The organism is Hydrocarboniphaga sp., from assembly GCF_965279055.1.
In the GTDB taxonomy this organism is placed as follows: Bacteria; Pseudomonadota; Gammaproteobacteria; order Nevskiales; family Nevskiaceae; genus Hydrocarboniphaga.
Genome location: NZ_OZ257125.1, coordinates 33,366 through 46,749, shown reverse-complemented (window position 1 = coordinate 46,749; position 13,384 = coordinate 33,366). Strand labels below are relative to the sequence as shown.

At 67.0% G+C, this 13,384-nt stretch carries 14 protein-coding genes; 5 read left to right on the top strand and 9 right to left on the bottom strand.

Annotated features, from left to right (window positions below; all coding sequences use genetic code 11):
• Positions 1 to 8: 8 nt before the first annotated feature.
• A complete protein-coding gene (locus ACQZF9_RS00220) occupies positions 9 to 2,783 on the top strand; it encodes an efflux RND transporter permease subunit (protein ID WP_428311273.1) in 2,775 nt (924 codons plus the stop codon).
• A 135-nt stretch (positions 2,784 to 2,918) separates the two neighbouring features.
• Here ACQZF9_RS00220 and ACQZF9_RS00215 read toward each other — a convergent pair whose 3' ends face one another.
• Together ACQZF9_RS00215 and ACQZF9_RS00210 are read right to left on the bottom strand one after the other, a co-directional pair.
• Positions 2,919 to 3,437 (bottom strand): NUDIX domain-containing protein, encoded by a 519-nt coding sequence (locus tag ACQZF9_RS00215; RefSeq protein WP_428311272.1) that lies wholly within the window; start codon positions 3,435 to 3,437, stop codon positions 2,919 to 2,921.
• A complete protein-coding gene (locus ACQZF9_RS00210) occupies positions 3,434 to 3,889 on the bottom strand; it encodes a YiiD C-terminal domain-containing protein (protein ID WP_428311271.1) in 456 nt (151 codons plus the stop codon). The genes ACQZF9_RS00215 and ACQZF9_RS00210 overlap by 4 nt, the downstream gene beginning before the upstream one ends.
• A gap of 53 nt (positions 3,890 to 3,942) precedes the next feature.
• Here ACQZF9_RS00210 and ACQZF9_RS00205 point away from each other — a divergent pair, with 53 nt between their 5' ends.
• The 3 genes from ACQZF9_RS00205 (at position 3,943) to ACQZF9_RS00195 (ending at position 8,397) form a co-directional block, all read left to right on the top strand.
• Positions 3,943 to 5,733: a patatin-like phospholipase family protein gene (locus tag ACQZF9_RS00205; protein ID WP_428311270.1), complete on the top strand. Its 1,791-nt coding sequence runs from the start codon at positions 3,943 to 3,945 to the stop codon at positions 5,731 to 5,733.
• A gap of 79 nt (positions 5,734 to 5,812) precedes the next feature.
• Positions 5,813 to 7,999 (top strand): prolyl oligopeptidase family serine peptidase, encoded by a 2,187-nt coding sequence (locus tag ACQZF9_RS00200; RefSeq protein WP_428311269.1) that lies wholly within the window; start codon positions 5,813 to 5,815, stop codon positions 7,997 to 7,999.
• A complete protein-coding gene (locus tag ACQZF9_RS00195) occupies positions 7,996 to 8,397 on the top strand; it encodes a CAP domain-containing protein (RefSeq protein ID WP_428311268.1) in 402 nt (133 codons plus the stop codon). The genes ACQZF9_RS00200 and ACQZF9_RS00195 overlap by 4 nt, the downstream gene beginning before the upstream one ends.
• Positions 8,398 to 8,524: 127 nt before the next feature.
• Here ACQZF9_RS00195 and erpA read toward each other — a convergent pair whose 3' ends face one another.
• From erpA to argC, 4 genes are read right to left on the bottom strand one after another with little or no spacing between them, the layout of a single operon-like run.
• A complete protein-coding gene (erpA, locus tag ACQZF9_RS00190; RefSeq protein ID WP_428311267.1) occupies positions 8,525 to 8,908 on the bottom strand; it encodes an iron-sulfur cluster insertion protein ErpA in 384 nt (127 codons plus the stop codon).
• A gap of 10 nt (positions 8,909 to 8,918) precedes the next feature.
• Complete coding sequence (locus tag ACQZF9_RS00185) at positions 8,919 to 9,428, bottom strand: bactofilin family protein (RefSeq protein WP_428311266.1); 510 nt, start codon at positions 9,426 to 9,428, stop codon at positions 8,919 to 8,921.
• Complete coding sequence (locus ACQZF9_RS00180; RefSeq protein WP_428311265.1) at positions 9,425 to 10,207, bottom strand: DUF6776 family protein; 783 nt, start codon at positions 10,205 to 10,207, stop codon at positions 9,425 to 9,427. The genes ACQZF9_RS00185 and ACQZF9_RS00180 overlap by 4 nt, the downstream gene beginning before the upstream one ends.
• Before the next feature lie 16 nt (positions 10,208 to 10,223).
• Positions 10,224 to 11,255: an N-acetyl-gamma-glutamyl-phosphate reductase gene (gene argC / locus ACQZF9_RS00175; RefSeq protein WP_428311264.1), complete on the bottom strand. Its 1,032-nt coding sequence runs from the start codon at positions 11,253 to 11,255 to the stop codon at positions 10,224 to 10,226.
• Between the two features lie 116 nt (positions 11,256 to 11,371).
• Here argC and hemJ point away from each other — a divergent pair, with 116 nt between their 5' ends.
• Complete coding sequence (hemJ, locus tag ACQZF9_RS00170; RefSeq protein ID WP_428311263.1) at positions 11,372 to 11,788, top strand: protoporphyrinogen oxidase HemJ; 417 nt, start codon at positions 11,372 to 11,374, stop codon at positions 11,786 to 11,788.
• Positions 11,789 to 11,872: 84 nt separating this feature from the next.
• Here hemJ and bfr read toward each other — a convergent pair whose 3' ends face one another.
• The 3 genes from bfr to ACQZF9_RS00155 all read right to left on the bottom strand — a co-directional run bounded on the left by bfr (position 11,873) and on the right by ACQZF9_RS00155 (position 13,317).
• Positions 11,873 to 12,355, bottom strand: coding sequence for a bacterioferritin (bfr, locus tag ACQZF9_RS00165; RefSeq protein WP_428311262.1), 483 nt, complete (start codon positions 12,353 to 12,355; stop codon positions 11,873 to 11,875).
• Positions 12,356 to 12,486: 131 nt separating this feature from the next.
• On the bottom strand, positions 12,487 to 12,708 hold the full coding sequence (locus tag ACQZF9_RS00160; RefSeq protein WP_428311261.1) for a (2Fe-2S)-binding protein: 222 nt from the start codon (positions 12,706 to 12,708) through the stop codon (positions 12,487 to 12,489).
• A gap of 90 nt (positions 12,709 to 12,798) precedes the next feature.
• Complete coding sequence (locus ACQZF9_RS00155; RefSeq protein WP_428313484.1) at positions 12,799 to 13,317, bottom strand: RNA pyrophosphohydrolase; 519 nt, start codon at positions 13,315 to 13,317, stop codon at positions 12,799 to 12,801.
• Between the last annotated feature and the right edge of the window lie 67 nt (positions 13,318 to 13,384).

Below are 13,384 nucleotides of genomic sequence, written 5' to 3'. Positions count from 1 at the left end.
ACCAGCACATGGCGACGGCGGCCGCGCCCGCCGAGGGAGCGCGCCGGGCCAGCGTCGCCGGTGCGATGGCGCGGCGGCCGTGGCTGATCATCGGCATCGCCGCGCTGATTTCGATCGCGGCGCTGCTGCAACTGGTCGACGTCAAGAATCACACGATACGGCTCAGCGTCGACGCCTCGCTGGACCCGCTGATCGCGCCCGACCTGCCGGCGCAGCCGGTCGATGACGCGGTACATGCGCGCTTCGGTGCGCCCGACGACGCCGTGCTGGTGCTGCTGCAGGCCGACGACGTCTACTCGCCGGCCTCGCTGCGCCGGCTCGATGCACTGACCCAGGCACTGCAGGCGACGCCGAACGTCGCCGAAGTGCAGTCGCTGACCAGCGTGCCGTTGCCGCGCGCCAGCAGCGGCGAAGGCCAGCTCAGCCTGCGCCGGCTGCGTCCCGAAGAGTTCGACAACAAGACGCTGATCGACCAGCTGCACAAGAGCATCGACGCCGATCCGCTGCTGCGCGGCCAGCTGGTGTCGCTGGACGGGCATTCCGCGGCGATCCGCGTATCGCTGAGCACCACCACCGATCGCGAGACGCTGGAGAGCGGCGTCGCCGAGGCGATCACCCAGACCGCGCACGACGCCAGCGGCGACGGCGTGCAGATCTCGGTCACCGGCATGCCGATCGTGCGCGACGCCACCAGCCGCACGGTGCTCAAGCAGATGGCGTGGACGGTGCCGGCGATCATCCTGCTGCTGGCGGTTTTGCTGGCGCTGGCATTCCGCTCGATGCGCGGCGTGTGGCTGCCGCTGCTGACGATTTCACTGTCGATGCTGTGGACCCTGGCGACGCTTTCGGCCACCGGGCGGCCGCTGAACCTGATCACCAGCCTGGTGCCGCCGCTGCTGGCGACGATGGGCCTGGCCTACTGCGCGCACGTGCTGACCGAGTTCGAGGCGCTGCTGCGCGAGCCGCGTATCCGCGATCGCGTCAAACGCATCGAGCACCTGCTGCAGGACATCGCCGGCCCGGTGGTGCTGACCGGTTTCACCACCGGCGTCGGCCTGCTTGCGCTGGTCACCAACGACCTGCCGGCGATACGCGAATTCGCGCTGCTCGCCTGCCTGGGCGTGGTCTACACGGTGCTGCTGGTACTGAGCTTCGTGCCGGCGATGCTCGGCGTCAGCACGCGCAAGCTGCCGCGCCGGCCGTTGCCGGGCGACCATATTTTCAGGAACGGCAGCGCGATGATCGGGCGCTTCGACATCATCCATCGCAAGCACATCCTGTGGGTGGCGAGCGCCATCGGCGTCGCGGCGATCCTGCTGAGCCTGCGGGTCGATGTCGGCGATCGGTTCGTCGGCGCGTTCTCGGAAAGCTCGCCGGTGCGCCAGGACTACGAGCGCGTCAACCAGGCGCTCGACGGCGTCACGCCGCTGTCGATCCTGGTCGACGGCGCGGTGCCGGAATTCTTCCTCGAACCGGGCAGCCTGCAACAGCTCGACGAACTCGAGCAGTGGCTGCGCGACCAGCCCGAGATCGGCTCGGTGATCGGCATCACCGACCATCTGCGTTCGCTCAATCGCGTGCTCACCGGCGCCGAAGCAGCCCATCTGCCGGACACGCGCGAGATGGTCAGCCAGCTGCTGTTCTTCGGCGATACCGACACGCTGTCGCAATTCGTCGACAGCGATCGCCAGTCCACGCTGATCAACCTGCGCCTGACCGTCGACGACACCGCCGACATCGGCGACGTGCTCGAGCGCGTCGACGCACGGCTCGCGCAGTTGCCCAAAAGCATGCATGCGCAGACCAGCGGCCAGGCGGTGCTGATGACGCAGTCGGTCGAGGCGGTGACCTCCGGCCAGTTGCAGAGCATCGCGCTGGCGCTGGGCGTGATCTACCTGTGCCTGGCGATCCAGTTCGCGTCGCTGTGGGTGGGCCTGCTCGCGTCCCTGCCCACGCTGCTGCAGACGGCGCTGTACTTCGGCGCGCTCGGCCTGTTCGGCGTCAAGCTCAACGCGACGACCAGCCTGGTCGAATGCCTGGTACTGGGCCTGGCGGTCGACGACACGATCCATTATCTGGCGCGCTTCAACGTCGCCGCGCGGCGCACCGCGTCGGAGACCACGGCCGCGGTGTCCGCGCTGCAGGCGGTGCTGCGGCCGATCACGCTGACCAAGGCGATCCTCGCCGCCGGCTTCCTGGTACTGGTCACCGGCGAGCTGCAGAACCAGGTGATGTTCGGCTGGCTCGCCGCGTTCACGCTCGCCGCCGCCTGGCTGGTCGACGTGTTCGTCACGCCGGCCTTCATCAGCGGCGTGCGCGTGGTCACGCTGTGGGATTCGCTGCGCCTGAACCTTGGCCAGAACGTGCAGGGCACGATCCCGCTGTTCGCCGGCCTGTCGACGCGCCAGGCGCGCATCTTCGCGCTGATGTCACGCGTGGAAATCGTGCCGGCCGGCGTGCTGATCATTCGCGAGGGCGACCCCGGCGGCGACGTGTTCGTCGTCATCGACGGCAAGCTCGCGGTGTGGAGTTACCAGAACGGCGAACGCGTGCTGCTCAACCAGCTCAAGCGCGGCGGCGTCGTCGGCGAAGGCGGCTACTTCGGCCAGAAACGCATGGCCAATGTGGAAACCCTGAGCAAGGTGCGCCTGCTGCGCTTCGACGACGCCGACCAGGAACGCATCTGCAAGCGCTACCCCAAGCTCGCTGCCCGCGTGTTCCTCAACATGAACCGCATCCAGGCCGAACGCCGCGCCCGCGGCACGGCGATGCCGGCGACGTAGGGTGTTTCCCCTCTCCCTCCGGGAGAGGGGCCAGGGGTGAGGGCCCTTCCGGCATCAGGCCAGTTTGGATCGGAGACGCCCTCACCCGGCCCTTTGGGCCACCCTCTCCCGGTGGGAGAGGGATGACTCAGCGAGTCATGGCTTGCTCCACTCCGCCGGCTGTGCCTCAATGCCGTGGGTGCGCTGCAGCCAGTCGCGCAGCGCGAAGCCGGTGCCCGCGGGCCAGTAGCGCGCCTCGTTGAACGGCACATGCTTCCAATCGACCAGTTCTTCGTTGAGCCTGACGGTGCCGGTCGCCGGCACGTGGTAGGCGATCAGCAGCTGGTTCATGCGGTGGAATTCGTAGAGGCCGACGAAGTTCGCGGCCAGCGGCGTCAGGCCGAGTTCTTCCTCGACTTCACGCTGCACGCCGTATTCCGGCGTTTCGCCGCGCTCCAGAAACCCGGTGATCAGCGCGTAGGCATGCGGGCCCCAGGCGGCGTTGCGCGCCAGGATGATCTTGCCTTCGTGCTCGACGATCGCCGCGACCACCGGCACCGGGTTGTCCCAGTGCACGTAGCCGCATTGCGTATCGGCGCAGCCAAAGCGCTCGCGGTCGCCGAAGCGGGCCAGGACCAGCGGCTTGGTGCATTGCGGGCAGAAACGGAATTTCATGTCGATGCTCGATGGAGTGAGGCGGCGAAAGTAGCGCTGTGCAGGACCGCGTCGCCGCCGCCGGCGAGCACGCGCGTCTGCAGGTCGATGCGCGCCTTGCCGCGGCGGCGCAGCGTGTCGATGAAGGCGCTCCAGCTGCCGGCATCCGGGCGCCGCGCTTCGGAGAGCAGGTCGCCGCTTACCGGCCGCTCGAAACGGCATTCGCTGCGCTGCACGACCAGTCGCGCGTCGACTTGTTCGTCGCTGAGGCCGACATGCAGCAGCGCCCAGCCGGACAGGATGCTGATCAGCGCCAGGCTGCCGCCAAACGCGGTGTTGTGGTGGTTGTGATTGGCCGCCAGCGGCGCGGCGATCAGCACGCGCTGCGGCGAGCATTCGCGCACCTGGATGTCGATCGCCTTGAGCACCGGGATGCTGTGGCGCAGAAAGGCAGTGAGTTCGTCGGCTGTCATGGGCCGACGAAGCATAACGCCGGCCGCCGGGCTTGGGTCTAAACTCGAACGCCATGGACCATCGCGCGCTGCTCGCCCAAAGCCGTCTGTTCGCCGGCATCGCCCCGGCCGCGCTGGATCAATTGGCCGAGCGCACCACAGTCTGCGGCTTTCGCAGCGGCCAGGCGGTGTTCGCGATCGGGGCCGCGGCGGACTGCATCTACATCGTCGCCACCGGCCGGCTTCGCGTCGAGAACGCCGACGGCAGCCTGCGCGGCGAAGTGGGCCTGCTCGAATGCGTCGGCGAAGTCGCGATCCTGGCCGGCCATCCGCGCAGCGCCGAGGTCTATGCGGTGCGCGACAGTTATCTGTTGCGCATCGCGCGCGACGATCTGCTGGAATTCTTGCAGGCGCATCCGGCGGTGCTGCTGCGGCTGACCCAGGTCGTCATCGGCCGCCTGCAGATGGCGGCGACGCCGTCGTCGAGGGCTGGCGCCAGCCGGCCGCGCTGCATCGCGCTGCTCGGCGCCTCGCCGCACATCGATCTGAATGCGATCGCGCAGCGTATGCACGCAACGCTCGCCGAATGCGGCGACGTGCGCATCGTCGACGGCCGCAGTGTCGACGCGGCGCTGGGCAAGGGCATATCGCAAATGTCGCCGGGCATGGCCGCCGAGGACATCCTGGTGCGCCATCTGCACCAGGCCGAAGGCGCGCATCGCCATCTGATTTACCTGTGCGACCGCGTGCCGAGCAGCTGGACCGACCGCTGCCTGCGCCAGTGCGACCGCGTCATGGTGGTGGCCGACGCGCGCACGCCGCCGAGCTTGACGCCGATGCTCGAGGAGCTGCGCGATCTCAAACTGCGCGTGCCGGTCGAGCTGATCCTGCAATGCCCGGAGGACTGCCGCGCCGACAGCGTGCTGCCGTGGCGCGAGCTCAGCGGCGCACGCACGCATTACCTGCTGCGGCCGGACCATCCGCGCGACGCCGAAGCGCTGGCGCGCAGCATCAGCGGCCGCGCGCTCGGCCTGGTGCTCGGCGGCGGCGGCGCGCGCGGTTTCGCGCATATCGGCCTGCTGCGCGCGCTCGAGGAGTCGCGGCTGCCGCTGGACGTGCTCGGCGGCACCAGCATGGGCGCTTTCGTCTCGGCGCTGGCCGCCTGCGGCTACGACTGGAAGCAGGTGCTGCAGATCACGCGGGAGACGTTCGTCGAACGCCATCTGCTCAACGATTACCTGTTGCCGCGAGTCGCGCTGATCCGCGGCCGCAAGTTCTACAAGCGCCTGCAGACGATCTTCGGCGAGCGCCGCATCGAGGAGCTGCGCACGCCGTTTTTCTGCGTCAGCACCAATCTCACGCGCGGCAAGGCCGTCGTCCACGACCGCGGCCCGCTGGCGCTGTGGGTGGCGACCAGCATGGCGATCCCGGGCGTCGCGCCGCCGGTGGTCTGGCACGGCGATCTGCTGGTCGACGGCGGCGTCGTCAACAGCCTGCCGACCGACGTGATGCAGAACCTGGAGCGCGGCCCGATCATCGCGTCCGACGTGTCCACCGAAGGCGCGCTGACCCTGCCCGGCGTCGAAGGGCCGGATGTCGATGCAGTGCTGCGCTGGGCGCCGCTGCGGCCGCACGAAGGCCGCCGGCCCAGCCTGATCTCGATCCTGTTCCGTACCGCGACGATGACCAGCGAAAGCGGCGTCGCTGCCCGTGCCGCGCGCGCCGATGCGTACCTGAGGCTGCCGGTATCCGGCGTCGCGCTGTTCGACTGGAAGAAGCTCGACGAGGTGGCGCAGCGCGGCTACGAGTTCGCGATGCAGCAGCTGCCGGCGCTGGAGGCGCGGCTCAGAGCTTGTCCGGTGTAGCCGGGCGAAATCCGCGCTACAAAAGACCCGCTCTGCCTATTTGCGGCAAGCTATGCGCTTTGTCGTCAATGGAATGCCCATGCGTTTTTTTCTGCTTGCCGCCGCGCTGAGCGCGCCGCTGGCCGCCGCCGCTCTCGACTACCCGGCCTCACCGCGCGGCCCGGTCATCGACGTCTATCACGGTACCCAGGTCGCCGATCCCTACCGCTGGCTGGAGGATCTGGATGCGCCGCAAACCCTCGCCTGGGAGCAGGCGCAGAACGCGCTGACCCTGCCGTTCCTGGCGGCGTTGCCGGAGCACGCGCCGATCGAGAAGCGCCTGACCACGCTGTGGAACTACGAGCGCTTCGACGTGCCGGTCAAGGCCGCCGGCTCGTACTTCTACACGCGCAACGATGGCCTGCAGAACCAGGCCGTGCTGTACGTGCAGAAGGGCAAGGAAGCACCGCGCGAGCTGCTGGATCCGAACCGCTTGTCCAAGGACGGCACCGTCGCGCTGACCGAGTTCGAGCCTTCGCCGGACGGCCGCTGGCTGATGTACGCCACCGCCAGCGCCGGCTCGGACTGGAACGAGTTCAGGCTGCGCGACATCGCCAGCGGCCAGGATTCGGCCGAGACCTTGCAGCGGATCAAGTTCTCCGACGTATCGTGGAACGCCGACAGCAGCGGCTTCTACTACTCGCGCTATCCCGATCCACCGGCAGCGCTGGGCGACAAGAGCAGCAATCGCGCGGTGTTCGACGGCCTCGCCGACCAGAAGCTGTACTACCACAAGGTCGGCACGCCGCAGGCCGAGGACCAGCTGGTGTTCGAGGAGCCGGCACATCCGAAATGGTTCGTCGCCGGCCAGGTCACGCACGACTCGCGCTATCTGATCATCACGATGCGCGAAGGCTCGGGCGACAAGAGCCGCGTCTATCTGCGCGACCTGCAGTCGGACCAGAACCCGGCCAAGACCTACCGGCTTGCCGACAGCTTCGACGACAGCTTCGAGTTCATCGGCAGCAACGGCAGCACCGCCTACTTCATGACCGATCGCGAGGCACCGCGCAAGCGCATCGTCTCCATTGATCTGTCCAAGCCCGAAGCGCCGGAGTGGAAAGCCGTGGTCGCGCAATCCACCGACACGATGGTCAGCGCCAAGCTCGCCGGCGGCAAGATCGTCGTGCTCAGCCTGCACGACGCGGTCAGCCGCCTGAACACCTACACGCTGGCAGGCAAGCCGGCCGGCGAGTTGAAATTGCCGGGCCTGGGCGCCGTCACCGAAGTGCTGAAAGGCAGCGAGGACGACGCCGAACTGCTGTTCGGCTACAGCAGTTTCAACCAGCCGCAGACGCCGTATATCGCCGACCTGAAGACCAATCGCGTCAGCGCGTTCCGCACGCTACGGCTGGCGTTCGAGCCCAAGGACTACGTCACCGAGCAGGTGTTCTATCCGTCCAAGGACGGTACCCGGATTCCGATGTTCATCAGCTACAAAAAGGGCTTCAAGCGCGACAGCCGCGCGCGCGCCTGGCTACATGGTTACGGCGGTTTCGACATCGCCAAGACGCCGGCTTTCGACGTATCCGCGCTCGCCTGGATGGAACGCGGCGGCGTCTTCGCCGTGGCCAATCTGCGCGGCGGCGGCGAGTACGGCGAAGACTGGCATCAGGCCGGCACCAAGGAGCGCAAGCAGAACGTGTTCGACGACTTCGTCGCCGCGGCCGAGTACCTGGTGAAGAAGGAGTACACGGCGTATCCGCGCATCGCCATCTGGGGCCGCAGCAACGGCGGCCTGCTGGTCGGCGCCAGCGTCAACCAGCATCCGGAGCTGTGGGGCGCGGCGGTGGCCACGGTCGGCGTGATGGACATGCTGCGCTTCCACAAATTCACCGTCGGCTACGCCTGGGTCGGCGACTACGGCTCGTCCGACGACGCCGACGGCTTCGCCTATCTGGTCCGCTACTCGCCGCTGCACACGGTCCAGACCGGCGTGAAATATCCGCCGACCCTGATCACCACCGGCGACCACGACGACCGCGTGCATCCGGCGCATTCGTTCAAATACGCGGCGACGCTGCAGGCGGCTCAGTCCGGTGAAGGCGGCGGCGATGCGCCGATCCTGATCCGCATCGACGAGCGCGCGGGGCACGGCGGCGGCAACGGCGGCGGCGGCAAGCCGGTGTCGAAAGTCATTGCCGAAGAAACCGACAAGCTCGCCTTCATGTGGCACTACACGGCAGGCGACGCGCAGTCGCCGTCGTCGGCGCTGATCACGCCTTGAACGGTGACGCGCAGCTGATCGAAATTCTCCGGCTGACCAATGCCTCGCGCGCGGCAGCCGGAATGAATGCGCTGCAGCACGATGCCCGGCTCGGCCGGGCGGCACAGGCGCACGCGGAATATCTGGCGGCCGGCGGATTTCTATCGCACGGCGGCATCGACAACTCCACGCCCGGCGAACGCGCGAGCGCGGCGGGTTATGCGTGGCGGCGGGTCGGGGAAAACATCCTGGCGCGGACGCGGGCGGAGCCGGCGCTGGCCTACGAGCAGTGGTGGCTCAGCCAGGGCCACCGCGACAACTTGCTCACGGCAGATTTCAGCGACTGCGGCCTCGGCCGGCATTACTCGCCGAAGGTGGACTGCTGGTACTACGCGATGCTGCTGGCGCAGCCGGCTTAGATCCCTTCTCCCTCCGGGAGAAGGTGTCGCGCAGCGACGGATGAGGGTGCCGGGAACCTGCGCGTGGGTCGAGCCTGCTAGGCCCTCACCCTAACCCTCTCCCGGAGGGAGAGGGAATGACACGAGATCAAACCGAGAACGAGGAGCCGCAGCCGCAGGTGGTCTGCGCATTCGGATTGCGGATCACGAACTGCGCGCCTTCGACGGTTTCCTTGTAGTCGATCTCGGCGCCGACCAGGTACTGCAGGCTCATCGGATCGACCACCAGCGTGACGCCCAGCGTCTCGACGCTGGTGTCGTCTTCCTCGGCCGCCTCGTCGAACTTGAAGCCGTACTGGAAGCCCGAGCAGCCGCCGCCGGAAACGAACACGCGCAGCATCTGCTGCGGGTTTTCCTCTTCGTCGAGCAGTTCGCGCACCTTGCGCGCGGCGGCCTCGGTGAAGACCACGTCGGTAGCCGGCGGCGGCGGTGCGCCTGCGGGCTTGTAGATGCTGGGTTCGGTAGTGCTCATGTCTGCGTCCTCAATCCGGAATGCCTTCGGCGTGATGCTCCTGAACGCCGACATCCTGCACGTCGATCATCCGGTGTTCGTTACTGTAATCCTGCACGGCGGCGGCCTGCTGACGTGCGGCGAGCGCCGCGGCCATGGTTTCGTGGACCAGCTGGCCGTTGATCTGCGCGCCGGGCTGCATCTCGATGACCTTGTAGAACACGTTGCCGTTGACACGCGCCTTGGCGCCGAGGGTGACCTTCTCGCTGGCGTAGACATCGCCGGTGACCGCGCCGTTCAACACGATCATGGGGACGCGCACCTCGCCTTCAATGGCGGCGTTCTCGCTGATCGACAGATGCGCGGACTTGTCGGCCGCAGCGGCGACATTGCCGGTGACTTTGCCGTCCAGGTGCAGGCCGCCGGTGAAGCGCAGGTCGCCGACGATTTCGGTCTGGCGGCCGATCAGGGTCTCGACCGCGCCGGTGTTGCGCGGCGGAGGCGGCGGGCTGGGGCTGGTGTTCTTGCTGTTGAACATCATCGTCCGGATTGCGGTGTCGGGGGTGGCGCCTGCTCGGGAGGCTGCTCGACCTTGATCTTACTCCAGTCGAACTCGTTCTCGACCGCGGCCTCCTCGCCATCGATGACCAGGGTCACCGCGGCGCGGATCGGCCGGAAGCCCGGCGGCAGCGCGAATTCGCCGGTGAACTCCTGGAAATACTTGAACGCGAACTGCGGCAGCTTCGCGCCGACGGCGAGCAGGGTTTCGACGTCCAGCGTGACTTCCTTGCCGTCGCGGCTGCCGATCAGGCGCAGCCGCGTGCTGCCGGCGACGCGCTTGTCGTGGCGCACCGACTGGATCAGCACCAGGTCGTAGCGCCAGCGCAGCTTGTCGGCCTGCTGCGTCATCTTCAGATCGAGCACGCGCACGCCGGCACGGGTTTCGTCCGGCGAGACGATGCCGCGATAGAACGCGACCTGCTCACGCAGGTCGGCCGCCTCGGCCTGCAGCTCGGACAGCGAGGCCTTGACCTCGGTGCAGGCGGCGCCGTCGATCTCCGTGGAGCGCTGCGCATAGACCAGCTGCTGGCGCAGGTCGACGTTGTCGGCGCGCGCACTGCGCAGCTCGCGCGCCAGGTCGCGGCGCTCGTCGCGCAGCTGTTCCAGCTCGGTCTTGGTCTGGCGGAATTCGCTGATGGTGTGGGTGCGCACCCACAGGTAGAACACGCCAGCGGCGATCGCGATCAGCGCCGCGCCGCCGGCGATCAGCCCGGCCCTGAACCAGGGCCGGTGGCGCTTGACGACGATGCGGTGCTGCATGGCCCTCGCGCCGCGCCTAAGGCGTCAGGCCCGGCGAATCCAGGCCCATCGTCTCGGGCTGGTCGAACATCAGGTTGAAGCACTGGACTGCCTGGCCCGCCGCGCCTTTCACCAGATTGTCGATCACCGACAGCACGATCACGGTCTTGCCGTCCGGCGCCAGATGCACGGCGATGCGGCACTGGTTGCCGCCGCGCACGCTGCGGGTCTCCGGATGCTCGCCGGCCGGCATCACGTCGACGAAGGGCTCGCCCTTGTAGCGCGACTCGAACAGCGCCTGCAGGTCGAGGCCGGGCTGGCTCAGCCGCGCATACAAGGTGGCGTGGATGCCGCGAATCATCGGCGTCAGATGCGGCACGAAGGTCAGCGACACCTCGCCGTCGGCGGCGATGCGCAGGCCCTGGGTGATTTCCGGCAGATGGCGATGGCCCGGCACCGAATAGGCGCGGAAGTTGTCGCTGGCCTCGCCGAACAGCGAGGTCACGCGTGCTTCGCGGCCGGCGCCGGAGACGCCGGACTTGCAGTCCGCGATCAGGTTGCCGGCGTCGATCACGCCGGCTTCCAGCAGCGGCAGAAAGCCCAGCTGCACCGCGGTCGGATAGCAGCCGGGGTTGCCGATCACGCGCGCATTGCGGATCGCGTGGCGGTTCACTTCCGGCAGGCCGTAGACCGCTTCTTCGAGCAGCGCCGGTGCGCTGTGGTCGAGCTGGTACCAGCGCTTGAACTCGGCGGCGTCCTTGATGCGGAAGTCGGCCGACAGGTCGATGATCTTGACGCCCTGCTCCACCAGCGCCGGCGCCATCTGCATCGCGGTGCCGTGCGGCGTGGCGAAGAACACCGCGTCGCAGGCGGCGAGCTGGGCTTCGTCCGGTGCGCTGAACACCGCGTCGCTGTAACCGCGCAGGCTCGGGAACAGCTGGTCGGCGCGCAGGCCGGCCTCCTTGCGCGAGGTCAGCGTGGTCACGCGAACCTGCGGATGGGCGGCGAACAGCCGCAGCAGTTCGGCCCCGGTATAACCGGTGCCGCCGACGATGCCGACCTTGATCATGGTGCTCTCTTCAACGACCTGGGGCTGCAAAAGGACCGGGATGATAGGCTTTTGCCGCCAGGGGTTGAAGCGTTCCCCTTTTTCGCCTTTCATTTCCCAGCCTTTGTGGAGCCAGCATGCTTTGGGTCAAAGCGGTACACATCATCTTCGTCGTCGCGTGGTTCGCCGGCCTGTTCTATCTGCCGCGGCTGTTCGTCTACCACACCGACACCCACGACGACGCCGGCCACCAGCGCTTCGCGCTGATGGAGCGCAAGCTCTACGGCCTGATGACCATCGCGATGATCGGCACCTGGGTCATGGGCATCGCGATGATCGCGATGCTGCCCGGCTATCTGCACCTGGGCTGGCTGCACGCCAAGCTGACCCTGGTGATCCTGCTGACCGGCTACCAGGGCTTCCTGAAAATGCACCTGCGCAAGTTCGCGAGCAAGACCAACACCAAGAGCGCCCGCTACTGGCGCCTGATGAACGAAGTGCCGGCGGTGCTGCTGATCGCGATCGTGATTCTGGTGGTCGTGAAGCCGTTCTAGAACGCGGTCGCGGGCAAGCCCGCTCCTACAAAAGCCACCTGTAGGAGCGGGCTTGCCCGCGACCTCTACGGCTCGACGAGCTTTTTACGGCCCTTCGAGCTCACCCACCGCGGTCTGCACATAGTTCTGCAGGCCCATCTGGTCGATCAGCTGCAGCTGCTCTTCGAGGAAGTCGATGTGCTCTTCCTCGCTCTCCTGGATGCTGACCAGGATCTCGCGGGTAACGTAGTCGCGCACGCTTTCGCAATGGGCGATCGCCTCCTTGTACATCGGGTGCGCCTCGTATTCGCGCTTGAGATCGCACTCCAGCACTTCCTTGACGTCCTCGCCGATATACAGCTTGCCGAGATCCTGCAGGTTGGGCAGGCCGTCGAGGAACAGGATGCGCTTGATCAGCTTGTCGGCGTGCTTCATCTCGTCGATCGATTCCTCGTACTCGAGCTTCTCGAGTTTCTTGAGGCCCCAGTTGCCGAGCATCCGCGAATGCAGGAAGTACTGGTTGATCGCCGTGAGTTCGTTCTTCAAACCGAGATTGAGGTACTCGAGAACCTTGGTATCGCCGCGCATGGCTGCACTTCCTGGGAATCAGGCGCCCAGTCTAGCCAGCGAGCCTTGATACGTAAAGCGTAAGTGCTTGTTCGGAATAATATTTTTAAGCAATTATGCTTATGATTCGCAACTACCGGCCCGGCCTGGGTTCAGGCCGCGGCGGTCATCGAGGGTGCCATCGCCAGGTCGGCCAGCCGGATCGGCTGCACCGCCAGGGCCTCGGACAGCAGCTCGCGCGCGGCCGGCACGCACTTGCCGCAGCAGGTGCCGAGCGCGGTTTCACGGGAGATTTCCCGCAGCGTGGTCACGCCATCCTGGACCATGCGCTTGATGCGGTGGTCGGAGACGGCCTTGCAGACACAGACGTACATGGCTTTGAGGGGCGCAGGCAGCGTGAATGAGAACGATTGTCGCTACGCTACCGCAAACGCGAACCCGAATCAAACAAAAACGATTCTCGTCTAAACCGACGAGCCGCCCGCCGCCGTCGGCGTCTGCGGCCGCGCCGCGATACCGGCGGCGGCAGCCAGTTCGTCCAGCGCCCGGCGATACACCTCGCGCTTGAATTCGATGACCTCGTCGGCCGGCGTCCACCAGTCGATCCAGCGCCAGCGGTCGAATTCCGGCGTCGGCGAAGCGTCGAAGTGCACGCGCTCTTCCGGCGAGATCAGGCGCAGCAGGAACCACTTCTGCTTCTGGCCGATGCAGACGCGGCCGCGGCCCTGGCGCAGATAGCGCTTGGGCAGCTTGTAGCGCAGCCAGCCCTGGGTCACGGCGAGAATTTCGACGTCGTCGCCGAGCAGCCCGAGTTCCTCGTGAAGTTCGCGCAGCAGGGCATCGCGCGGCGCTTCGCCGCGCTGTATCCCGCCCTGCGGGAACTGCCAGGCCTCCTGCCCGATCCGCTTGGCCCACAGAACCTGGCCGGCGGCATTCGTCAGGATGATCCCGACATTGGGACGATATCCGTCCGAATCAATCACTTGGATCAAGCACGTAGGAAATTTGCCGTAATCGATTCTTCCACATGCCGGCAAGCACCGGCAAACT

Coding starts and splice junctions, on each gene's coding strand:
- ACQZF9_RS00205 (WP_428311270.1), top strand. CDS start 3,943: ATGGACCATCGCGCGCTGCTCGCCCAAAGCCGTCTGTTCGCCGGCATC.
- hemJ (WP_428311263.1), top strand. CDS start 11,372: ATGCTTTGGGTCAAAGCGGTACACATCATCTTCGTCGTCGCGTGGTTC.
- ACQZF9_RS00220 (WP_428311273.1), top strand. CDS start 9: ATGGCGACGGCGGCCGCGCCCGCCGAGGGAGCGCGCCGGGCCAGCGTC.
- ACQZF9_RS00210 (WP_428311271.1), bottom strand. CDS start 3,889: ATGACAGCCGACGAACTCACTGCCTTTCTGCGCCACAGCATCCCGGTG.
- ACQZF9_RS00160 (WP_428311261.1), bottom strand. CDS start 12,708: ATGTACGTCTGTGTCTGCAAGGCCGTCTCCGACCACCGCATCAAGCGC.
- argC (WP_428311264.1), bottom strand. CDS start 11,255: ATGATCAAGGTCGGCATCGTCGGCGGCACCGGTTATACCGGGGCCGAA.
- bfr (WP_428311262.1), bottom strand. CDS start 12,355: ATGCGCGGCGATACCAAGGTTCTCGAGTACCTCAATCTCGGTTTGAAG.
- ACQZF9_RS00215 (WP_428311272.1), bottom strand. CDS start 3,437: ATGAAATTCCGTTTCTGCCCGCAATGCACCAAGCCGCTGGTCCTGGCC.
- ACQZF9_RS00200 (WP_428311269.1), top strand. CDS start 5,813: ATGCGTTTTTTTCTGCTTGCCGCCGCGCTGAGCGCGCCGCTGGCCGCC.
- ACQZF9_RS00180 (WP_428311265.1), bottom strand. CDS start 10,207: ATGCAGCACCGCATCGTCGTCAAGCGCCACCGGCCCTGGTTCAGGGCC.
- ACQZF9_RS00185 (WP_428311266.1), bottom strand. CDS start 9,428: ATGATGTTCAACAGCAAGAACACCAGCCCCAGCCCGCCGCCTCCGCCG.
- erpA (WP_428311267.1), bottom strand. CDS start 8,908: ATGAGCACTACCGAACCCAGCATCTACAAGCCCGCAGGCGCACCGCCG.